Source organism: Brochothrix sp. (assembly GCF_017549435.1).
Classification (GTDB): domain Bacteria; phylum Bacillota; class Bacilli; order Lactobacillales; family Listeriaceae; genus Brochothrix; species Brochothrix thermosphacta.
This window is the reverse complement of the sequence record NZ_JAFYUW010000037.1, coordinates 14,857-37,510: the sequence shown is the minus strand read 5'-3', so window position 1 is coordinate 37,510 and position 22,654 is coordinate 14,857. Positions and strand designations below refer to the sequence as shown.

Below are 22,654 nucleotides of genomic sequence, written 5' to 3'. Positions count from 1 at the left end.
TTATTTATTTAGAGTATTTTTGATAAAAGGTTTTTTTACCTTTTTTATTGTTTTTCTTATTGGTGTTTTTACCAGAGATACTGCCGCCACCATATTTAGGCTTATCTTTATCAGCTTTCGGTGAATCACCTTTGCCTTTGAGATTTAGCGGTTTTTTTGAGCGACGACCTTTTGAATACTCACGGCGTTCTGATGTTTTCAACTCGCCTAAGTCCACTACGCTATCATCGCCTTCTTTTACAGCTGAGAAATCAATTTTACGCGCTTCAACGTCTACCTTCTCAACCTTAACCATAATTTCATCACCAATACGATACACTTTACCTGAACGTTCACCAATTAAAGCAAATTGTTGAGGATTGAAGTTAAAGTAATCACCTTTTAGCGCACTGATATGAATTAAGCCTTCAATTGTGTTTTCCAGCGATACGAATAAACCAAAGTTTGTTGCTGAACTGATAACACCTTTGTATACTTCACCAATCTTATCAAGCATAAATTCTGTTTTCTTCAACTCATCTGTTGCACGTTCTGCTTGAATAGCACGACGTTCCATTTTTGAAGTGTGCTCAGCAACTTCTGGTAATTCAGCATTCCAATGTGCCATCGTTGCTTCATCCGTTTGCTTATTAATAAGGTATGAACGAATTAAACGATGAACCATTAAGTCAGGATAACGACGAATTGGTGATGTAAAGTGTGTATAATATTCTGTTGATAAACCAAAATGTCCTAGACTATGAACATCGTAACGTGCTTGTTGCATTGAACGTAACATCACTGTTGATACGACCAATTCTTCTGGTTTACCTTTGACTTTATCTAATACTTCTTGTAAAACACTTGGTTTCAAACCATCTTTAGAATTTTGAACTGTAATTCCAAAATTAGTAATGAACTCAAAGAACGTTTGTAAACGATCTTCTTTTGGTTCCTCATGCACTCGGTAAATGAATGGCACATGCATTTTATTAAAATGCTCAGCTACAGTTTCATTCGCTGCTAGCATAAACTCTTCAATCATTTTCTCACCCACACCACGTGTGCGTAAAACAACATCAGTCGGGTGGCCATTTTCATCAACAATAACGCCAGCTTCACCAATGTCAAAATCGACTGATCCACGAACATCACGACGATGACGGAGACTTTGTGCAATTTTTTCCATTGTTTCAACCATCGGCACTACTTCTTTAAATTGTTCACGAGTAGCTTCATCACGATCGGTTAAAATTTGATTAACGCCTGTGTAAGTCATACGTTCTGTTGTGTTAATCACACTTTCAAAAATTTCATGGCGTACAACAGACCCGTTTTTATCAATTTCCATCACACACGATAGTGTGAAACGATCTTGTTTCGGATTCAATGAACAAATACCATTCGAAAGTCGATGAGGAATCATCGGGATAACACGGTCAACTAGATACACACTTGTACCTCTTTCAGCTGCTTCCGTGTCCAATTCCGAACCTTCAGTTACATAATGGCTAACATCGGCAATATGAACACCTAATTCGTAGTTACCGTTTGGCAATTGTTTGGCACTTACTGCATCATCTAAATCTTTAGCTGATTCACCATCAATTGTAATTAACATCTCTGCTCTTAAATCACGACGCGAACCGATTGTTGCTGGATCGATTTGATCGGGCACACGGTTAGCTTCTTCAATAACCGCATCAGGAAACTCAATGTCGATTTCCAAACCATGAACAATTGATAAAATATCAACGCCTGGATCATTTTTGTGACCAATAACGCTCGTAATATACCCCTTAGCATCTTGATTAGATTCAGGATATTCTTTAATTGTCACAACAACTTTATGTCCTGCAACAGCTTTAACACTACCCTCTTCAATAATTTGAATGCGGAAATTTAATTTTTTATCATCTGGTACAACATAAACGTCACCATTTGTGTCCTCTGTATAAAGACCAACTAAATTTTGTGTGCCGCGTTCAATAATTTTAATAATCACACCTTCTTGGCGAGAATCATTACGTTTCGACTGCATAATTTCAGCCATAACAGTATCGCCATTCATTGCATTATTTGTCATGCGTGGTGGAATAAAAACATCATCTAATGTTTTATCCTCTGGAATAACAAAACCGAAACCTTTTTCATGTGCTTGGAATCGTCCTGTAATATGGTTCATATTTTCTGGAAGACCGTAAAGATTGCGTTTTGTTCGAATTATTTTACCTCGTTCTTCAAGCTGAACAAGTGATTTCACCAATACTTTAAACTCGTCTGCATCACCCATATGTATTCCTTTTTCAATCTCCTCTATCGATACAGCCTTGTCTGATTGTGTCTTTAGAAAAGCGATTACCTCATCCTTGTATTGTGTTTGTGATGACATGCACAACACCTCCTTATCATAGTTGTTAATTGCTCCAATCTAATGTCTCGCTAAACGCAAGTATATCTTCATGCAATTGTTTTCTTTCAATGTCTAACGTCAGTATATGGCCCGATTTCGGATACCATTTTAAGCTTTTATCATTTGATTCTACGTGATCATAAATATATTGGGCATTATCGCTGGTAACCATTTTATCTTGCTCACCTTGAGCGACCATAATTGGCGCATAAATCATATCAATATTATCTCTAATTGATTGAATTTCATTCGATAATTGCGTGATGGTTGAAAACGACTCTGAATCGAAGACTGTCATTTCAGCAGCAATTGTTTCAGCATCTTTTCCTTCGTACTGTTTATATTTTTCAGCGAAGCTGCGGAATCCACGTATAATAGGCGAATCACCGTTCACTTCCGACGGAGCAGCCATAGTAATGATACCCTTTACAGGCAAATTATAGCCTAATTTTAATGAAAAAGCGCCGCCTAAGGACAAACCAGCAACAACAATTTCATCAAACCCCTCATCCTTTAAAAATTGGTAACCTTCAAGCACTGAAGACCACCAATCTTCGGGGGTTGTTTCTAACAAGGCTTCAGGTGTACCACCGTGTCCTTTATATAAAGGCGCATAGCTAGTGATGTTTTGATCTTCTAAAAAGCGCCCAAGCATTCTCACATCTGCTGTATTTCCTGTAAAACCATGGAGTAACAGAAAGGCTTTTGGTCCCTTCTTAAAATAAAATGGTTCAGCTTGACGTAATTTCATCGTGATTCACTTCCTTATAAATTTTTCCTATCGCTTATTATTATATTATAAAAAACAAAAAGCACCTGCCTTATGCAGATGCTTGAGCGAATTATCGCCTTGTTTCCGTAGCCAAACAGCCGCACGCGTATCGTTGGGATGAATCTCTTATTGCCAATTATCCAGAAGATACAGTGAAGTCGCCTGTGAAAACAAACAGTTTCTTTGTGTAACCATCTTTGTTTTAATTACTTCACAAAAAAGCTTAATAAAATAACTAGCGCAAAGAATAAGACTGAGAGTACAACCGTTGCACGATGAAGTACAAGTTCAACGCCACGTACTTTCTTTTTACCGAATAATTGCTCTGCTCCACCTGTAAGTGCGCCTGATAAACCGGCATCTTTACTAGGTTGTAAAACAACAGCAGTAACTAATAAAACACATGTGATAATCAATAACACTAATAATACAGTATGCATAATACGTCCTCCAAAAACAAAATATATAATAATAGTATAACATGAAATTAGTACCTGTGCTAGTTTATCACAAAGGTCCCCGATTTATTTTATATCCTCTTTTGGACATTTTATAACATGACTTCAAATGACACATTTCGTAACTTATCATTCGAAAAATCTTGTCCAATCGAAATATAAAAATTCTCCTACTTTTTTTGCTGTTTTAACAGCCGGATTACGCTGTCCTTGTTCATACATTGCATAAGCTGTTCGAGAGACGCCAATTTCATCTGCTACTTCTTGTTGCGTTAAACACTTTCCTTTTCGAAGTTCTATAAGCCATTTTCTCAACTTTCTCCCCTCCTAAGGTCACGTTTTGTGTATCATAAATATAGCCTTTTTCTACCTATATTGTCAAACGTTACCCTTACGGATGAACTATTTATTTTACTAGTCACTCAAAAAAAGAAAACGACAATCATTTTTAGATTTAAATTTTTATATCAAAAAGATTTATAACCAAATCCCTCTATTCGCCTATACATACTATTATTTTACTGTTTATCTTTCTAACTGTATAATAAAAGAAGGACTACACATAAAGTGACGTTGAAACAAGGAGGCAATCCATGGAAATTTTGAAAAGTTTACGACAAACTACAAAACTGCGACAAGTCGATATCGCTAACGCATTGGGAATAGCGCGGACGACTTATGCAATGTATGAGACCGGTCAACGTACTCCAGATAAAGATATGCTTATGAAGTTAGCAAGCTTTTTCGAGGTCTCTGTCGACTATCTAATTGGCTATGAATCCACTCCTATCGAAATGAGTCATTTAGCTGAAAATGACTTACTGGACTGGTACCGTTTATTACCAGAAGCCGATCCAGCTGATTTGCAAAAATTAAAAAAAATCTGGGATATAATAAAAGAAGATTAAAAGATTCTCTCTTAAGCTTAATCATTTCACCACACAAAACACCTACCTTCTTCAGAAAACTAAGTTAAAATTAGCTTATCGTTTAAATTTATGAAGAAGGAGGTGTCTGCACTATGTTCAAATCAACAACTTTATCATCCGCTAATATCGCAGATGCCATTACAGCAACTATTGGTTATGATCAACAAATAGATAGCCATTTATTGAAAATTCAACTCAAAGGAAGCAGTACCAATAATCATCCGTTTTTTGAAGCAATTGTTTTAATTGGGCAACGGATTATTTGTCACTTAGAAAGCTCAATGATTATTCAAGCCTTACGTTCTTGGTTGATGATTGAAAGAGGTTACGACTCAACCATCACACCTTCGCTTCACCTTGATGAAAACAACGAAATATTCGCTACCCTCTAATTGTAATGGTGTGACCTAATACAATCGCCTTACCGTCATCACCATGGCCCACTTCTGACGTTCTGGCCACTGGTAAATCATCCGGAACTGCTGCTAAAATCAAGGACTCGATTAACGTCGTATTTTTTTGATCCAATTCTGTAAATGTTCCTAACACAATCCCTATACAGTCAGTAAAGACACCAAGTTGCTGTAATTGTGCTATATAACTGGCATTGCGTTCATAGCTGCCCGAAAAACCTTCCAAGAGAATGATATTCCCTTTGAATTCTGGCCAAAAAGAAGTCCCAGCTAGCTTCAATAAGCAACGGATATTCCCTCCATACATTTTCCCAACTATTTCCTTAAAATCAGTTAAACCTCTTGTTTCTATAATTGTTTCATGCCCCTCAACAAAATACTCTTTAAAGAAATTTTGCTGTTCCACTGCTTTTGTACCCGCAAGCGTCATTAGTTGAAAATAGTAATTTTTTTGATTCGTTTGCTGTAAGACAGCATTCAATACCGTAGTTAAATCACTCAATCCAACAAAGGGTTTATTTGCTGCTGTAATACGTTCAAAATCGAGAAATGGCAGTATTTGGTTCGCTAAATCTCCACCTGAAATATCAAAAATCAACTTAATTTTTTCATTGTCATACAACTTGTGCAATTCTAAAGCACGTGCTTGAGGCGCTGAAGTTGTTTTTTCGTCTGTTTCTAATAATGTCTCCGCTCTCACAATATTTATGCCTAGCGCTGTTATAAAACCCTCAACGTTTTTTATTTTTTCTTCATAACGTGAGGGTCTCGCATTCGAACACGCAATTAAACCAATACTATCTCCTTTTACTAACATGGTTCAACACCCCTATCTATTATTTACTGTTATCCTATCCTATCATTTCAACTCACTTTTGTAATCCTTGATAAAAAGAGGCACACGCTCTTTATAACGCGTGCCTCAGTCTTAAGACAAATACTCATCTAAGTCGTTACACCTCGCTCATTCAAGATTGCGTATTCTAATACGCGCACCATTATTCGCTCACCGTGCCTATTATATCAGCATTTCTCTTAAGTCTGCTCATTTTCCAGAAAATCATCTGACATAAGTTGTCGAAGGTAAACAATTTTCATCTTGCTTTTTCTATAATCTAAGAGCACACGCTCTTTATAACGTGTGCTCCCCTGATTAATCTTTATCTTTTTTTGCATCTTCCGCCTGCTTAGCTTCGTCTGCTTTTTTGTCTTCTTCTGCCTGCTTAGCTTCTGCTGCTTTTTTGTCTTCTTCTGCCTGCTTAGCTTCTGCTGCTTTTTTATCGTCTTCTGCTTTCTTAGCTTCTGCTGCCTTTTTGTCGTCTTCTGCCTTCTTAGCTTCCGCTGCTTGTTTGTCGTCGTCCGCCTTCTTAGCTTCGTCTGCTTTTTTAGCTTCAACAGCAGCTTCTGCCGCATTTGCTTGTTCGCGTGCTTTTTGCTCTGCTAAAGCAGCCGCTTCTTCACGTGCTTTTTGTTCAGCTAGAGCAGCTTCTTGTTCACGGAGTTTTTCCTCAGCTTCAACTCTAATTTGCTCTTTCTTTTCGTCCATTGCCAATATCGTTTCTATTTTAGCTAATTGCGCCTCATATTTCTTATGTAAATCTTTATTTTTTATCTCTTTAAGTAATTCTTTTGCTTCCTCATAGTTACTGCGACGCTCCGAAAGTCCGACCAAATCTTTTTGCTTAGCAAGTACATCTAGAATCGTCTCATTTGCCGAGGATTGTTTTTGTGCCTCTTCAGTTAATGCTTTTGTTCTTATCATCCATTCATTATCCAAACGCAATTCTGCCAATGCTTTTTCAACCGTTGCAATTGATTCAGGCTTCACGTCATCATCTAAGATAGCATCCGTTACTCTGGCAGTGCTGTCGCCATTAATGACTTCAGTTGTAAAGATGCCATTCAAGCTGCTCTGAATGGTGAACATCGATTCGACCGTACGTAATTTGGTTGCTAATTTCTCTTGAGTACTTTCATTTTTCACTTTCGCTACTTTTAATTGTGCTTCTTTGATTTCATCTTCCTTAAGATCTTTTTTTAAGAAAGCTGGTTCTTCTTCTGAATAAAGTGACGCAATGGCTTGAGTGGCGCTTTTCTCTAATCCTTGTTCACTCTTACTAAACGCCGTGTGCTTTTGCTTTTCTTCTTTGGCTGAAGCGTACTCTTGATATTTTAGAGCACCTACATATATTAAGAATAGTGCAGCCAAAATGCTAACTATTATGATCAGTTGCTTTTTATTTTTACGTTTTTTTTGTTGTTGCTTATCTTCACGATATTCTGACCGACTCGGCATTAGCTTTCCCCCTCTTACAATATATACTTTAAGTATAACAAAAACACTTTAAAATTTCTTAATCAACCTTTTGATACTGTTATTTTTTGTGCTTTTAATTTAAAAACACCTCCCATTAAATTCAACAACGTTGATTTAATAGGAAGTGAGATTTGGTTTGTCATCCTCTAGTCAGTTATTCGACTGTTTTATTACGTTTTTTCTTTAATAATTTTGATAGTGCCTCATACATCAATGGAACAATAACTAATGTTAGAAGTGTTGAACTAATGAGCCCACCAATTACAGTTACTCCCAAACCTTTAGAAATTAAACCACTGCCTTCTGCTCCAATCGCAAGTGGAATTAAAGCGCCAATTGTTGCAATGGCTGTCATTAGGATTGGACGTAAACGCGTTGCCCCTGCTTCAAGAATCGCTTCTCGCATCGGCATTCCTTCATGTTCTTTATGGATAATCCGATCGACGAGTACAATCGCATTCGTGACGACAATACCGATTAACATCAATAATCCAATCATTGTTGACACATCAATTGGTTCTCTAGCAATCAGTAGTGCAACGATAGAACCAATAACAGTCAATGGTAATGAGAAGAGAATTGCAAACGGTGCAAGACCTTCACCGAATGTGATAACAAGGATAAGATAAACAATCGCAATTGCTGCAACCATCGCTAATCCAAGTTGGCTAAAGGCATCTGCCATATCCTCAGTCGCACCACCTGAACTAATATCAATTGATTTAGGTGTCTCTAATTTATCAATTTTCTTTTGTACAGCTGAAGAAGCTTTTGAAATATCTTTATCTGTTATTTTACCTTTAACAGTTGCGAAGACTTTACCTTCACTACGGCTAACAGAGTTAGCTGTTGTGCCATTTTCAACTTTTACAAGCTCTGATAATGCAACTTCTTGACCTGTCGGTGTTTTAATTTTTTCTTTTAAGACATCTTTAAAGTTATCAGGTGCTTTCACACTACTTTGAACTTCAACATCGATGTCTTTATCACCTTTTTTAACTGTTGTTAATACAGTTGCTTGCTTATTAGGGTTGATCGCTTGCCCAATTTGAGCTGTTGATAATCCTAATGCTGAAACTTTATCACCATCAATTTTAAGTGTATGTTCTTCATATGTTTCTGTTAATGAAGAAGTTACATTTTTCATATCTTTTCGTTCATTCATGATTTTTTCAATGTCTTTCACTGTGCCACTAATTTCTTTCTCACTATTACCATAAACGGAATAACTTAACTCACTATTTGAAGTCATAGTGAAATCTTGTGACTTCCATTCACCCGCTTGTTTAAAGCCTTCAATTTGATTAAGTACTTTATCTTTTATTGAATCAAAGTTTTTCACATCATCATCAAATGTTACATACATTAACGAACCATTACCTGATCCGCCCATCATTGGGTTTGCGCCCCCTGTTGAAAGCTGTGTCATTTTAACATCTTTACGATCCATGAAAAGTTTCTCAACTTTTTTAACATCTTTCGCAACATCTGCATCAGTTTGACCTGCTTTTGGTGTGTAAGTAACGTACATTAATTTTTGTTCATCATCAGGCATAAAACTAAAGCCAACGAGTGGTGTTAATGCTAAACTTCCGATTAAAGCCGCTAGTGTAATTAACGATGTAATCCACTTATGGTTAAGTACCCATTTTAGAATACGCGTATAACCAATAGCCATTTTACCGTGTTCTTCGACTTGTTTTTTAACTGGTTTTTGACCATTCAGCTCTTTTTTGAACAATGTATGTGATAGCACTGGAACAATCGTTACCGCAATAATTAATGATCCTACTAAAGCAAAAGCAATGGTTAACGCAAATGGTAAGAATAACTCACCAACCATACCACTCACCAAACCTAGTGGAACGAATACTGCCACAGTTACTAAAGTAGATGACATAATTGGTCGGAACATTTCTAATGTTGCTTCACGAATTAGAGCTTTACCTTTTAATTTTTCATCAGGTAAATGCATTCGACGGTATATATTTTCAACAACAACAATCGAGTCATCAATTACACGACCAATCGCAACCGTCATCGCACCCAGCGTCATCATGTTAAGGGTAATGTCCATTTGTTTAAGAACAATCACACCCATTAATAACGACATCGGGATAGAAACAATTGAAATTATTGTTGAACGGAAGTTACGTAAGAAAATCAAAATAATGATAACTGCGAACAAAGCACCAAATAGGGCTTTATCAACCATTGTTTTAACTGATGCTTCAATTGGTTCACCTTGATCTAAGGTAACATCAATCTTAACATCATAACGATCTTCATATGACTTCACTTTATCCTTAACTGCGTTAACGACATCTACGGTATTAGCGTCTTGTCCCTTAACGACTTGAATTGCAATCGCATCTTGGCCATTTGTACGTGAAATTGATTCAACTTCACCTACTTTTTTGATAGAAGCGATATCTTTTAATTTAACGCTGAGAGGTTCACCTGCCGCAATTGCTGCTGCCGCTTTTTCAGGATCAGGGTTTACAGTTGGAATCTCCACGTTTTCTAACTCTTTAATGGTTGTTGCTTTTCCATCCACCACAACAGATTCTTGTGATTTTTCGAAGTTAAAAATACCTAATGGCATTTTCAAATCGCTTGCTTTTATAACTTGTGCAACCGCGTCTTCAGTCAAACCAAGTTTAGCCATTTTAGCTTGATCATAAGTCAACTTAACTTTATCAACTTGTTGACCAGTAGCTGTTGCAGAACCTACACCATCAATACCTTGAATATCACCTATAATATTATTTTCTACAGTATCAGTTAATTCTGCAATGGATTGATCTTTATTCGATACGCTTAATGCAATAACTGGGAACGCATTGATCGATACTCGGTCAACGACTGGTTTAGTAGTCGTTTCTGGTAATTCTAATTTTTCAATGACTTCCTTAACGCTCTCTTGAGCTTCTTTCATATCCGCTCCATAATTGTATTCAATCTGTAAAGAGGACATGTTTTGATAAGATGTTGACGTTACTGTCTTAACACCTTTTAATGACTCAACTGCATTTTCTACAGGTATCGAAACATCATTTGCAACTTGTTCTGGTGTTGCACCAGGATACGTTGTCGATACTGAGATGATTGGAATCGAAATATCAGGCATTGTTTCCATTTTCATTTTCATACCCGAATATATTCCTGCTCCAGCAATAATAATTGTCATAATCCAAATTGCTAGTTTGTTACGCAAAACAAAATTAACAGTGCTTTTCATAATTTTCTCCTTCTCGTTCTGTTTTCTATCGCCCCAATTTGGCATAGTATCTTTATAATATAGCATTGACATATTGCAATTGCACATAATATGTATGGAACAATTATGCCTTTTAGTCGCATTTTCAAAATTGTTTTCATTCCGTTTTAAAAACCTCCTCCATTAACTGTTGATTTAATTAAAAAAAGACGTATTCCTTTAAAAAGCCTCCTTTTTTCACATTAATAGTTTTTTATAAAAACAGCTTTTATTTTTGTCACAACAAAATCGTTGCCTTTTAGATGAAGTATCTCTACAATAGATATCAATTGCATTTATCACATTAAAAATGATAATTTATTATCATATAGGGTATTTAATTTAAATAGAGACTATACAGACATAGGCGGTGATTTAATTGGACTCAAACACAGTACTATCTTTAGATAACATCACAAAACGTATTAAACGTAAGGACCTTGTAAAAGATGTTAATTTTTCATTGCAAAAAGGCGAAATATTAGGTCTATTAGGTCCAAATGGTTCTGGTAAAACAACAATTATGCGTCAAATTGTAGGCTTAACTTTTCCCACCAGCGGATCGATTGTTGTTTTAGGTGAAACAGTACGACATACAAATCGTGATTATTTGAAACATATTGGAGCAATTATTGAAAATCCTGAATTTTATAATTATATGACTGGGTATCAAAACTTGCAGCAATTCCTTCGTTTATCAGATTACGAGGTGACAACTGATGAACTGGATGCGATTATTGAAAAAGTTCATTTAACAGACAGTATCCATAATAAAGTAAAAACTTATTCATTGGGTATGCGTCAACGTCTTGGTGTTGCCCAAGCTATTTTGCACAATCCATCAGTATTAATTTTAGATGAACCAACTAACGGTTTAGATCCTCAGGGGGTTCGTGAGTTTCGAGAATTATTGAAAGAACTTGCTCAGACTTCAAACGTAGGGATCTTTATCTCAAGTCACCTATTGAATGAAATAGAACAAATTTGTACTCGTCTGTTAGTGTTAGAAAATGGCGTCATTATTAAAGATGAATCACTTGACTCAATGCTAGCAACTACTCAAACTGTTCGTTTAACAACAAATGACAACCACTCAGCCAAATTATCATTAGAAACACTTGATTACGTGTCTGAGATTGTTGGTTCAGAACTGGTCGTTACTTTGAAATCAACTTCTTTAGCAGAAATTATTCGCACGCTTGTTAACGATAATATTGACATCATTACGCTAGAGCATCATCGTGAATCACTTGAAGATAACTTTATTAAATTAACCAACCATAAAGGAGGCCATTGATAATGTATGCTTTAATTCAAAATGAAATTGCAAAATTATGGTATCGAAAATCAACCTTGGTTTTCATTCTCCTTACATTTATTTTCGGTTTTGGTTTTGCTTACCTTAGTAAACGATTTGAAATAGTCCCTGGCGGCGCAGATTATTTTTCTACACTTGGCGGACAAACATCGTTCATCAACTTATTCATTGTTATTGTAGCAAGTACAATTGTTGCAACTGAATTCAGTCAAGGAACGATTAAATTTTTATTAATACGTCCATACAGTCGCACTCAAATTATGCTTTCAAAAATCATCACTACCTTTGTAATGGCTATCGTATTATCTCTCTTATTGTTTGCTTCGTCATACTTAGGAACACTTGTCTTTTTCGACAATGTGGATCTGTTAGCTAATATGAGCAGTACCGTTTCTGTATCAGCAATGGGCTTAGCACTTCGAACAATTAGTGCAAACCTTCTTCTAATGATCTTCTATATTATGATTTCAGTCTTTATCTCAGCTTCGTTTCGTTCGCAAGCCTTGGCAGTCGGACTCGGAACAGCTATTTTATTCTCGTCTAGTATACTGAATGCTATTTCGACCATAGTTATGCAAAAGTATCACTGGTTACGTTGGAACCCTTTCAACACATTGAACATAAAAGAAGCCGTGTTACCAAAAAGCGCTCAGTTTTTAGATTATCAATTATCTGCTACTGAAATGATCATCGCGCTCTGCTGTTACATCGTTCTGTTTTATATCATTTCGCAATTAGTATTCAATCGAAGAGATGTTGCACTCAGTTAATTAAAAACTATGTTATACTGTAATAGAAGTGTTAAAAAAATACGAAAAAAACCGGAGGAGCCTGTCATTGACGGGCTTTTTTTGTCTTGAGGAGGAAATCTATTGACGTTATTATGGCAATTAGCTTTAATTATTTTTGCAACAAAAAGTGCGGGCTACCTTTCACAACGTTTGGGTCAACCACGCGTTTTAGGTGAGATTCTAGTCGGTATTTTAATCGGACCTGCGATACTCGGTTGGATTGAATTTACACATACATTAGAAACTTTCAGTGAATTAGGTGTTATTTTCCTAATGTTCTTTGCTGGTTTAGAAACAAACATGAAAGACCTACGTGACAATAAAAAACCTGCCATCGCAGTTGCTTTAATGGGCATTTTTGTACCCTTTATCGGTGGTTACTTGGTTGGGCATTTTATGGGACTTGGAATGATTGCCTCACTCTTTATCGGTATTGTTTTTTCAGCGACATCGGTTAGTATCTCTGTACAGACGTTCCGTGAATTGAATGTTTTACAAAGTCGTGAGAGCATTACCGTTTTAGGTGCTGCTGTCGTTGATGATATCGTCGTTATGATGGGATTAGCCATCATGCTGAGTTTAACTGTCGCGGATGATGTGAGCCTTTCAATGGTTTTACTTAAACAAGTCATCTTCTTCGTCGTTATTATCGCCTTGAGTTGGAAAGTCGTACCATTCATTACAAAACGCTTTATAAAATCAACACAAGCCTTATTAGTCTTCGGTATTCTACTATGTTTGAGTTATGCTTACTTTGCTGATGCAATGGGCATAAGCAATATTATCGGTGCTTTCATTGCAGGCCTCTCTCTTTCAAGCATGCCTAAAAAAGATGCCTTCGAAGAAGAATTCGCGCCTGCTATCTTCACACTTTTTGTACCGGTGTTCTTTGCAGGAATTGGGCTTTCCGTCAATTTCACTGGACTAGCTGAACATTGGCTACTTGTTATTGTCTTATCTATTGTAGCTATTGCAACTAAATTAATTGGATCAGCAATCGGTGCCCGTTTAACAGGGTTTGATACGCGGGGCTCTTTGATTATCGGTGCTGCCATGATTTCAAGGGGCGAAGTTGCTTTGATAACAGCATCAATCGGACTTTCCGCTGGAATAATTTCACAAGCATATTTCACACCTATTATTATTGCGGTGATTGTAACAACACTTGTTACCCCACCCTTATTAAAACGCCTGATTAAAAAATAATCGGTTCGTATGCCATAAAAAACCACCTTCACTTAGTGAAGGTGGTTTTTGGATGCTTTAAACTGAAATATTACCCTCGCTATCAGCTGATTTGAAAATCGCTAAAATACCTTGGATAATACCGATGACCCCTGGAATTCCCGTCCAACAAAAAATAAGAAAGAGAACACCAACGCCAGTTTTTCCAGCATAAAATTTATGCACACCAAAATGTCCTAAAAATAAGGCAAACACAATATACAACACTTTATTGACGTTTTTCATTATCAATCACTCCCTCTTTTTATATCTTAAGAGTATCATGATAATATTATCATTTCAATTCTTAGCGCTTCAATTTAACACGTTGTAATCGTAAAGCATTCAGTACAACAGATACTGAGCTTAAAGCCATCGCAGCTCCAGCTACCCAAGGTGCTAGAAGACCAACGGCCGCAATTGGAATCCCAACGACATTGTACGCTAGTGCGAAAAAGAGATTCTGTTTAATGTTTCTCATAGTGTGACGGCTCATCGCAATCGCATCAACAATTTTCATTAAATCACCTTTTATGATTGTTACATCAGCAGCTTCAATCGCAATATCGGCACCTGTCCCCATTGCAATACCAATATCAGCTGTCGCTAAGGCAGGCGCATCATTGACACCATCTCCAACCATGGCCACATGTTGACCTTTTGCTTTTAATTGGTCAATTACTTGTGCTTTTTCTGCTGGTAGAACACCTGCAAAAACTTCATCAATACCTACTTGTGAAGCGATATAATCCGCTGTACGTTGGTTATCACCTGTTAACATAACAACTTTCAAACCCATGCGGTGTAAGGCTGTAACCGCTTCTTTTGAAGTTGGTTTAATTGTATCGGCTACTGCAATGATACCAGCAATTTTCTGATTAACAGCCACTAACATCGCTGTCTTACCTTGTGTTTCAAATGTTATCAATCTTTCTTCATAGAGCGTTACATCTATTCCAGACTGTTCCATTAATTGACGTGTTCCAATACTAACGTTCTCCCCATTCACTATTCCTGAGATTCCAGATCCTGGTATTGCAGTGAAAGTCTCTGGTTCTGACAGGGAAACACCTTCTGATACTGCCCCCTTCACAATTGCATCGGCAAGTGGATGTTCTGATTTTTGTTCCAATGCTATTGCCAACATTAGCAACTGTTCTCGAGTCACACCTTCAGTTGTAATCACATCTGTTAAGACTGGCTTCCCATTTGTTACAGTCCCTGTTTTATCAACAACGATGACCTCAAGTTTTTGTGTGGCTTCTAAATATTCTCCGCCTTTAAACAAAATACCAAATTCGGCTGCTCGTCCAGATCCTGCCATAATGGATGTCGGAGTTGCTAATCCTAGCGCACAAGGACAAGCGATTACCAACACGGCAATGAATTTTTCTAGTGCTCCTGCAAAATCACCTGGTGCGACACCAAAGTACCAAATTAAAAATGTGGCTAATGCAATCCCCACAACAATCGGTACAAAAACACCTGAGATAACATCCGCCATGCGTTGAATAGGCGCTTTTGAACCTTGTGCCTCTTCCACCACTTTAATAATTTGTGCTAACGTCGTTTCTTTCCCAATTTTGGTTGCTTCTATCTCGAGCGCACCATTCTTATTGAGTGTTGCACCAATAACAGCGTCACCAACTTGCTTACTAACTGGCATACTCTCTCCAGTCAACATTGATTCATCAACTGCTGAATCTCCTGTTCGGACAATACCGTCTACGGGTATTTTTTCACCCGGTTTAACCACTACGATATCTTTGAGACGTATATCTGCCATTGGAACATCGATTAATTTTCCCTCTCGTTTTACAAGGGCACTTTTAGCTTGTAGTCCCATTAACTTTTTAATCGCATCAGAAGAATGTCCTTTTGCTTTTGCTTCAAATAATTTCCCAAGCAATATTAAGGTGATTAAAACAGCACTTGTTTCAAAATATAGCGGTAGATGTGCGGTCCCTATCATATCTAAATGCTTAAATATAGTGTATACACTGTAAAAGTAGGCCGCTGAAGTACCCAAGGCAACCAACACATCCATGTTGGCTGATTTATTACGCAAAGCCTTGTAAGCCCCTACATAAAATTGACTCCCTATGACGAACTGGACTGGCGTTGCTAATATCAATTGAAACCATGGATTCATAAAAAAATCAGGCATCCAGATAAAGGAAGTCCAACTAAAATGTGTAACCATCGTCCAAAGTAGTGGCAAAGATAAAATAGCTGATGTTAAAAAGACAACCTTTTGTTTTTTGATTGCTTCTGCACGATAATCCCGTGCTTTTGTAGTGTTTTCCTCAGGTTCAACAAGTTCGTAGCCAATGCCCTTAATGCGTTCAATCATATCTGTTGGCGTTACTGTTGTTGGAAAGTAATTAACAGTGGCTTGTTCCATCGCTAAGTTAACTGTCGCTTCAATAACCCCTGGCATTTTATTCAATGTTTTTTCAATCTGTTGCGCACAGTTGGCACAAGTCATACCCACTACTATAAAACCAACTGATTCTTGCACAACTTCGTAGCCTGTTTTTTGAATATTACGTACCACTTCAGCTGCACTCACTTCATTTGGATCAAAGTTAATAGTGGCTTGTTCTAATGCCAAGTTAACTGTCGCTTTTTCTATACCTTGCTGTTCCTTCAATCCTTTTTCAATACGATTAGAACAAGTCGCACAAGTCATCCCCTGAATTTGAACTGTTATTGCTTGCAGCATTTCAATCCCTCCTAATTTATATCATACCCACGTTCACTAATAGCCGTTTCAATTTGCGCTAAACCAATTTTAAGTGGATCAAACACGACAGTGACACTTCCGCTTGGTAATTCAACTTCAACAGTAGACACACCCTCTAAACCTTTAACGCTTGATTCGATTGTATTGACACAGTGTTGGCAAGACATACCCGCCACATTTATAATTTCAGTTTTCATTAATAATTCCTCCTTTATGTTTCTAACACTAGATTAACATACCCTATAGGGGTATGCAAGTTATCGAATTAAAAAAGCCCTAACTTCTTTTAAAAGTTAAGGCTTAATCGCTTTGTATCAGCTATAAAGTTCTTTCGAAATTTCTAAATTTAATTCATCAAACAATTCATTGTGCGATGATACCATTCCGCGTTCCTCAGATAAGGGTTCAATATATTGTTTACATCGATTAATAGCATTTGCTGCATCTTGAAAAGTACCTGCAATTAAATTTAACTTACCCTCATAAGATATAATATCACCTACAGCAAAAATACCTGGTACTGATGTTTCACAAAAACCATTACCTTCAATTAATTGATCTTCATTCATCTTAACTTTAGCTTGTTCAATTAAAGCATTGTCAATTTCATAACCATGATTAACAATTACCTCATCAACATCAATAATTTGCTCTCCGTCAGCAGTCTTTAATGAAACACCACAAATGCGACTGTTGCTCTGATCTGAAATGAATGAATCGACAGTTGTATTATAGAGACATTCAACTTTGTTCGTTGCTAATTTAGCAATGTCCGCTTCGTGTGCGGTCAGTTCTTTTTTTCGACACGCAATGTACACTTTTTCGGCATAAGGTTCAATCTCATTTGCCCAGTCAACCGCAGAATGTCCACCACCTGATACTAACACCGTTTTGCCTCTAAAACTTCCAAGTGACTTCACGGTATAATTTAAATTGGTTACTTCAAAACGTTCGGCGCCCTTCACAGCAATCTTTTGTGGTGTGATAATTCCGCTTCCAACTGCAAAAATAACGCTTTTAGAATAATGAATCTCACCAGTTGATGTCGTTATTTCGAATCCTTCTGCTGTTTTCAATACTTGTGTGACTTGTTCTTTCAAAACAACAGTTGGTGCAAAAGTTAACGCTTGGTTCACAATTTGGTCAATAAATTTCCCAGCCGGAATTGGTGGCTGACCACCCACATCCCAAACGATTTTTTCTGGATAAATATGTAATTTCCCACCAAGAGAAGCCTGGTATTCAATGACTTTCGTCTTCATTTTGCGTAACCCAGCATAGAAGGTCGCATACAATCCTGACGGTCCACCACCAATAATAAGTACATCATAAACATCTTTATTTCCCATATTGTAAAACTCCTTCGCATCATTATTTCGATAACAGATTGACAAGCCTTTATAATTACGTTTATTATACACTTAAATGATAATCATTATCAATCATTGTGAAGGAGATAGGAGATCGATATCATGACACGTTTAAATATATCTCAGCTTGACGTTTTTTATGGCAAAAAGAAAACAGTTGAAGCTGTGGATTTAGAAATACCAGATCAGCAAATCACCGCGATTATTGGTCCCAACGGTTGTGGGAAATCAACACTCCTGAAGGCGATTGCTCGAATCATTCCTTATGAACAAGGTAGCATCTTATTAGACGGGAAAGAAATTCATACTCAGGCGTCTTTAGATATCGCTAAAAAACTAGCTATTTTACCGCAGTCCCCCGAAACACCAATTGGGCTAAGTGTGCATGACCTCGTATCTTATGGGCGTTATCCACATCAAAAAAAGGTAAAAGCAACCACTGCTGATAAAGAGGTGATTGACTGGGCGCTTAAAGTGACACAAATCGTCGAATTAAAACATGCCTTAATCGACCAACTTTCTGGCGGACAACGTCAACGCGTATGGATTGCAATGGCCTTAGCTCAAAACACTGATTTTATCGTTCTAGATGAACCAACGACCTATTTAGATATTTCACATCAGTTAGAAGTGTTGGAATTATTGAAAAAGCTCAACATTCAACAACATCGGACGATAATAATGGTACTACATGATTTAAACCAGGCTGCTCGTTATGCTGACTATATTGTCGCAATGAAAGCTGGTAAAATGCTTTACGCTGGTACACCAGCTGAAGTTGTTACACCTGAAAGGCTCAAACATATCTTCAATATCGCTACCGAAATTGATTGGGATACCCATCATGACTGTCCGCGATGTATTTCATACAATCTGATTCAAGAAAAGGGAGAAAACTAATGAAAAACAAACTTATCGTTCTAATTATTACTGCTTTAGCGATCGTATTAGCAGGTTGTGGCACTTCTACTTCAAAAAATTCTGAGGAAAACAAAGACAGTAAACCTAAAACAATTACTTATCAATCTGAAACTGGACCCGTTAAAGTACCCGCTAATCCTAAAAGAATTGTTGTTTTATCAGGTTTTGCTGGCAATGTACTAGCTTTTAATAAAAATGTTGTTGGTGTTGATGCCTGGAGCAAAAAAAATCCTCGCTTTAAAGAACTATTAAAAGATACAAAAGAAGTCAGTGAAGATAATCTCGAAGGTATCATTGCGCTTAAACCTGATCTTATCATCGCGCTTAACACAGTAAAAGATAAAGAAAAATTAGAAAAAATTGCACCTACTGTTCTCTATACATATGGAAAAGTCCCTTATCTTGAACAAACACTTGAAATTGGTAAAGCAATTAATCAAGAAAAAGAAGTAGCTGCTTGGATTAAAGATTTTAAAGCACGTACAAAAGTTTCTGGTGATAAAATTAAAGCACATATTGGTAAAGATGCTACAATTTCTATTCTTGAAAAATATAACAAACAAATTTACGTTTACGGCGATAATTGGGGACGTGGTTCAGAAATAATCTATCAAGAAATGGGCTTAAATATGCCTGAAAGTGTTAAAAAGACAGCATTAAAAGATGGTTATTACGCTGTATCTCCTGAAGAAATTGGCAAATTCATGGGCGATTATGTTATTTTAAGCACAAGTAAAGGTGCAGATAACTCTTTCGAAAAAACAGCTACATTTAAAGAAATTCCAGCAGTGAAAAATAACCATATTATTGAAGTCCAATTAGAAAGTTTTTACTTTAACGATCCTCTAACATTAGATTTCCAATTAAAAACAATTACAGATGGCTTGTTGAAAATGAAATAACATAAACGGAGGTTTTATCAGTGACCGCACATACACATCGCACGCTACGCTTTCTCATTGTTGGTGTGGTTGTTCTACTATTATTTATCGGCGCTTTAGCCTTCGGCGCTACCAACTATTCCTTGTCCTATTTGTGGCAAGGTTTTGTTGATGGTGCTCACCAAAAGGTCATTGTCGCACTTTATGAGTTACGTTTATCACGCAATGTTGCTGCCCTACTCGTAGGTGCTGCATTAGGTGTTTCTGGTTGTATCATGCAAGCCGTCACTCGAAACCCACTCGCTGATCCTGGTTTACTTGGCTTAACAGCCGGGGCTAATGCAGGGCTTTCACTTGCGATTGCTTTTGTTCCATCTTTGCCCTTTTTAGGTGTCATGGGCGCTTCTTTCGTTGGCGCTACAATTGGAGCGCTTTTAGTGCTGAGCATCAGTTCCTCGCAAAGCATCTTTAAAGTTATTCTAGCTGGAGCTGCAATTTCAGCATTGCTAATGGCGATAGCTGATGGGATTATGCTGTTATTTAAAACATCTCAAAGCATCACCATGTGGACTGCAGGCGGACTGATAGGTGTTACATGGAAAGAAGTGCAATTAATTACACCGATTATTTTAGTAACGCTCGTTATTAGTCTCTTTTTATCAAAAAAAGTGGGTTTGATTAGTATGAGTAATGATGTTGGGATTGGATTAGGTCTAAACATTAAACGCACGAAGTTAATTCTCTTCTTATTAACCACCCTATTAACTGGAGCCGCTGTTTCCTTAATAGGCAATATGGCTTTTGTTGGTTTGATTGTTCCGCACATGGCCCGTTTTTTAATTGGAACAAACTATCGTTATCAATTGCCTATGGCCGCCTTAGTCGGTGCAGGAATTTTATTGCTAGCAGATACACTAAGCCGTTCGATCAATCCACCGTTTGAAATTCCTATTGTTGCTATTTTATCAATCCTAGGATTACCATTCTTCCTCTATATCGTTCAACGAGGAGGTGTTGTCAATGATTAACCCTACTACCGCTCAAAGACGGTTACTCTTTGGTTGCTTCGGACTCATTTTACTAGGTAGTTTTCTTGTGGCGCTAACAAGCGAAAGTTCAGCCTTAAGTTTTTCACGTGTGCTCGCCACTTTAATTGGTAAAGGTTCAATGATGGAAAATTTCATTCTATGGGAATTACGTTTACCGCGTATTTTAATTACACTGTTTGCAGGGATGGCATTAGCGCTTTCAGGTGCATTATTACAAACTGTGATTAAAAATGATCTTGCTGACCCTGGAATTATTGGGATTAATGCTGGAGCTGGGGCTGGGATTGCCGTCTTTTTCCTATCCGCACCTTTAGCAGTTGCAAGCCATTCATTCTTATTACCCTTAGCAGGTTGCGTCGGAGCCTGTGTCACGGCAGCGCTTATCTTGTTTTTCTCGAAAAACAAAACATCTGCAATGATTCTTAACGGGATAGGTTTTTCATTTGCCATGTCTGGTATTATGGTTGTACTCATGTCTGCGACACAACGCGAAAAAGTTGATTTTCTTGCAAGCTGGTTAGCTGGTTCTATTTGGGGCACCAGTTGGCTATACACTGGTATCTTATTTGTATTATGTCTCGTGATTATTCCCTTCGTATTGAGCAAATCTCACCAATTAGATTTACTGCGACTCAGCCGAGAAACAATTATTGGTCTCGGTATCCCATTGAAAAAATGGCGTTTAGTATTCATTGGTTGCGCTGTTGTTTTAGCAGGCGTATCTGTTTCAATAACAGGAGGCATCTCCTTTATTGGGTTATTAGGACCACATATTGCTAAAGCACTTGTTGGCGTAAAACACCGCCATTTCTTACCAATGGCATTGTTATTAGGTGGTACACTTTTATTGATTGCTGATAGTATCGCACAGCGTTTAGGTATCCCTGCTGGTATTATTGTTGCCTTGATCGGGGCGCCTTACTTTATTTATCTCTTAATAAAAAAATAACACTCACTACAAAAGAGACTAACTGCTTATCAATTGGCAGTCAGTCTCTTTTGTCACTCATATTGTTATATTGAATGGAGTAAATGTTCAAGTTCACTCAAATTCTTAATTTCGTAAGTTGGTGTGACTTCTAAATTAGGTATCTTATCTTCACGGTTAATCCATGCTGATGCCATACCTATACGTGAAGCTCCTAAAATATCGGTTTTTAAATTATCCCCCACCATTAATGTTTCAGCTATGTTCGCACCCGTTTCTAGCAATAGGTATTCGAACAAACGCTTATCTGGCTTCCCATAACCAAAATCACCTGAGATAATAATTCGATCAAAATAGCCTTTTAATTCCGGTGTAATAGCTAATTTCTCATTTTGTAAACTCGGTGCACCGTTGGTCAACATCACAAGTTGGTAGTTTTTTTGTAATTTTTCTAAAACGCTTAATGTTTCAGGATAAAGAAAAGGCGATTCTCTCCTCACCTCTACAAAGCGTTCTGAGAGCTTTAAGGCATATTCCTTGTCATGGACTGCAAACGAGAGCAAACCTTCGTACCAAGCAGACTGACGATAGTCTGGTGCGATTGCACGCAGCTGTTGGAACTCTGGCGTTGGATCGTCAAATCCTCCCCATAACCCTTCAAATGGATTGATACCAATTTGTTGCGTGTAATCAAATACCGGATAACTTTCATATAAAGCGCGAGCAGCTGCTCGTACTTTTTGTTCGAACAACGTCGCATCTATCTTTTTTTCGATGGCCGCTTCGTGACACGTTCGCTCAAATGCTGTCGCGATACTTTTTTCATCCCATAACAAAGTATCATCTAAATCGAAAACAATCGTTTTAATAGTCATATGATTTGCTC

The 22,654-nt window shown here is 37.3% G+C and carries 21 protein-coding genes; 9 read left to right on the top strand and 12 right to left on the bottom strand.

The window, feature by feature from the left end; genetic code table 11:
* Positions 1–4: 4 nt before the first annotated feature.
* The 4 genes from rnr to IKV95_RS02610 all read right to left on the bottom strand — a co-directional run bounded on the left by rnr (position 5) and on the right by IKV95_RS02610 (position 3,937).
* The gene (rnr, locus tag IKV95_RS02625; RefSeq protein ID WP_069118515.1) at positions 5–2,371 is read right to left on the bottom strand and encodes a ribonuclease R; all 2,367 of its coding nucleotides are present in this window, start codon (positions 2,369–2,371) and stop codon (positions 5–7) included.
* A 25-nt stretch (positions 2,372–2,396) separates the two neighbouring features.
* Positions 2,397–3,143: an alpha/beta hydrolase gene (locus tag IKV95_RS02620; protein ID WP_069118516.1), complete on the bottom strand. Its 747-nt coding sequence runs from the start codon at positions 3,141–3,143 to the stop codon at positions 2,397–2,399.
* Between the two features lie 227 nt (positions 3,144–3,370).
* Positions 3,371–3,604: a preprotein translocase subunit SecG gene (gene secG, locus IKV95_RS02615; protein WP_029091672.1), complete on the bottom strand. Its 234-nt coding sequence runs from the start codon at positions 3,602–3,604 to the stop codon at positions 3,371–3,373.
* Between the two features lie 147 nt (positions 3,605–3,751).
* The gene (locus IKV95_RS02610; RefSeq protein WP_029091671.1) at positions 3,752–3,937 is read right to left on the bottom strand and encodes a helix-turn-helix transcriptional regulator; all 186 of its coding nucleotides are present in this window, start codon (positions 3,935–3,937) and stop codon (positions 3,752–3,754) included.
* Positions 3,938–4,215: 278 nt separating this feature from the next.
* On the opposite strand from IKV95_RS02610, the gene IKV95_RS02605 reads away from it, so the two are divergent.
* Positions 4,216–4,530: a helix-turn-helix domain-containing protein gene (locus IKV95_RS02605; RefSeq protein WP_029091670.1), complete on the top strand. Its 315-nt coding sequence runs from the start codon at positions 4,216–4,218 to the stop codon at positions 4,528–4,530.
* A 113-nt stretch (positions 4,531–4,643) separates the two neighbouring features.
* The gene (locus IKV95_RS02600) at positions 4,644–4,943 is read left to right on the top strand and encodes a hypothetical protein (RefSeq protein ID WP_069118518.1); all 300 of its coding nucleotides are present in this window, start codon (positions 4,644–4,646) and stop codon (positions 4,941–4,943) included.
* Here IKV95_RS02600 and IKV95_RS02595 read toward each other — a convergent pair.
* The 3 genes from IKV95_RS02595 to IKV95_RS02585 all read right to left on the bottom strand — a co-directional run bounded on the left by IKV95_RS02595 (position 4,933) and on the right by IKV95_RS02585 (position 10,522).
* Positions 4,933–5,781 (bottom strand): LD-carboxypeptidase, encoded by an 849-nt coding sequence (locus IKV95_RS02595; RefSeq protein WP_069125780.1) that lies wholly within the window; start codon positions 5,779–5,781, stop codon positions 4,933–4,935. The genes IKV95_RS02600 and IKV95_RS02595 overlap by 11 nt on opposite strands.
* 336 nt (positions 5,782–6,117) lie before the next feature.
* Positions 6,118–7,260 carry a cell division site-positioning protein MapZ family protein gene (locus IKV95_RS02590; RefSeq protein ID WP_069118524.1) on the bottom strand — a complete coding sequence of 381 codons (1,143 nt, stop codon included), beginning with the start codon at positions 7,258–7,260 and terminating at the stop codon, positions 6,118–6,120.
* 175 nt (positions 7,261–7,435) lie between these two features.
* Entirely contained in the window at positions 7,436–10,522 is a 3,087-nt protein-coding gene (locus tag IKV95_RS02585; RefSeq protein WP_106786424.1) for an efflux RND transporter permease subunit, read from the bottom strand.
* 397 nt (positions 10,523–10,919) lie between these two features.
* Between IKV95_RS02585 and IKV95_RS02580 the strand changes: the two genes are divergently transcribed.
* The 3 genes from IKV95_RS02580 to IKV95_RS02570 all read left to right on the top strand — a co-directional run bounded on the left by IKV95_RS02580 (position 10,920) and on the right by IKV95_RS02570 (position 13,855).
* The gene (locus tag IKV95_RS02580) at positions 10,920–11,837 is read left to right on the top strand and encodes an ABC transporter ATP-binding protein (protein WP_287451385.1); all 918 of its coding nucleotides are present in this window, start codon (positions 10,920–10,922) and stop codon (positions 11,835–11,837) included.
* A 2-nt stretch (positions 11,838–11,839) separates the two neighbouring features.
* Positions 11,840–12,628, top strand: coding sequence for an ABC transporter permease (locus IKV95_RS02575; protein WP_029091665.1), 789 nt, complete (start codon positions 11,840–11,842; stop codon positions 12,626–12,628).
* A 102-nt stretch (positions 12,629–12,730) separates the two neighbouring features.
* On the top strand, positions 12,731–13,855 hold the full coding sequence (locus IKV95_RS02570) for a cation:proton antiporter (protein ID WP_069118710.1): 1,125 nt from the start codon (positions 12,731–12,733) through the stop codon (positions 13,853–13,855).
* 57 nt (positions 13,856–13,912) lie between these two features.
* Here IKV95_RS02570 and IKV95_RS02565 read toward each other — a convergent pair whose 3' ends face one another.
* The 4 genes from IKV95_RS02565 to IKV95_RS02550 all read right to left on the bottom strand — a co-directional run bounded on the left by IKV95_RS02565 (position 13,913) and on the right by IKV95_RS02550 (position 17,968).
* Positions 13,913–14,119 carry a TM2 domain-containing protein gene (locus IKV95_RS02565; RefSeq protein WP_036027357.1) on the bottom strand — a complete coding sequence of 69 codons (207 nt, stop codon included), beginning with the start codon at positions 14,117–14,119 and terminating at the stop codon, positions 13,913–13,915.
* A gap of 61 nt (positions 14,120–14,180) precedes the next feature.
* A complete protein-coding gene (locus IKV95_RS02560) occupies positions 14,181–16,598 on the bottom strand; it encodes a heavy metal translocating P-type ATPase (RefSeq protein WP_069133074.1) in 2,418 nt (805 codons plus the stop codon).
* An 11-nt stretch (positions 16,599–16,609) separates the two neighbouring features.
* On the bottom strand, positions 16,610–16,816 hold the full coding sequence (locus tag IKV95_RS02555) for a copper ion binding protein (protein ID WP_069118708.1): 207 nt from the start codon (positions 16,814–16,816) through the stop codon (positions 16,610–16,612).
* Between the two features lie 117 nt (positions 16,817–16,933).
* Positions 16,934–17,968, bottom strand: coding sequence for an NAD(P)/FAD-dependent oxidoreductase (locus tag IKV95_RS02550; protein WP_029091660.1), 1,035 nt, complete (start codon positions 17,966–17,968; stop codon positions 16,934–16,936).
* Positions 17,969–18,091: 123 nt separating this feature from the next.
* On the opposite strand from IKV95_RS02550, the gene IKV95_RS02545 reads away from it, so the two are divergent.
* The 4 genes from IKV95_RS02545 to IKV95_RS02530 are packed head-to-tail and all read left to right on the top strand — an operon-like array spanning position 18,092 to position 21,789.
* Complete coding sequence (locus IKV95_RS02545; RefSeq protein ID WP_029091659.1) at positions 18,092–18,889, top strand: ABC transporter ATP-binding protein; 798 nt, start codon at positions 18,092–18,094, stop codon at positions 18,887–18,889.
* Positions 18,889–19,812, top strand: a complete 924-nt coding sequence (locus tag IKV95_RS02540; protein ID WP_069125352.1) for an iron-hydroxamate ABC transporter substrate-binding protein — start codon at positions 18,889–18,891, stop codon at positions 19,810–19,812. Before IKV95_RS02545 ends, IKV95_RS02540 begins: the two co-directional genes overlap by 1 nt.
* Positions 19,813–19,832: 20 nt before the next feature.
* The gene (locus tag IKV95_RS02535) at positions 19,833–20,819 is read left to right on the top strand and encodes a FecCD family ABC transporter permease (RefSeq protein ID WP_069125354.1); all 987 of its coding nucleotides are present in this window, start codon (positions 19,833–19,835) and stop codon (positions 20,817–20,819) included.
* The gene (locus tag IKV95_RS02530; RefSeq protein WP_029091656.1) at positions 20,812–21,789 is read left to right on the top strand and encodes a FecCD family ABC transporter permease; all 978 of its coding nucleotides are present in this window, start codon (positions 20,812–20,814) and stop codon (positions 21,787–21,789) included. The genes IKV95_RS02535 and IKV95_RS02530 overlap by 8 nt, the downstream gene beginning before the upstream one ends.
* Before the next feature lie 65 nt (positions 21,790–21,854).
* Here IKV95_RS02530 and IKV95_RS02525 read toward each other — a convergent pair whose 3' ends face one another.
* Entirely contained in the window at positions 21,855–22,643 is a 789-nt protein-coding gene (locus IKV95_RS02525) for an HAD family hydrolase (RefSeq protein WP_287451384.1), read from the bottom strand.
* Positions 22,644–22,654: the final 11 nt, after the last annotated feature.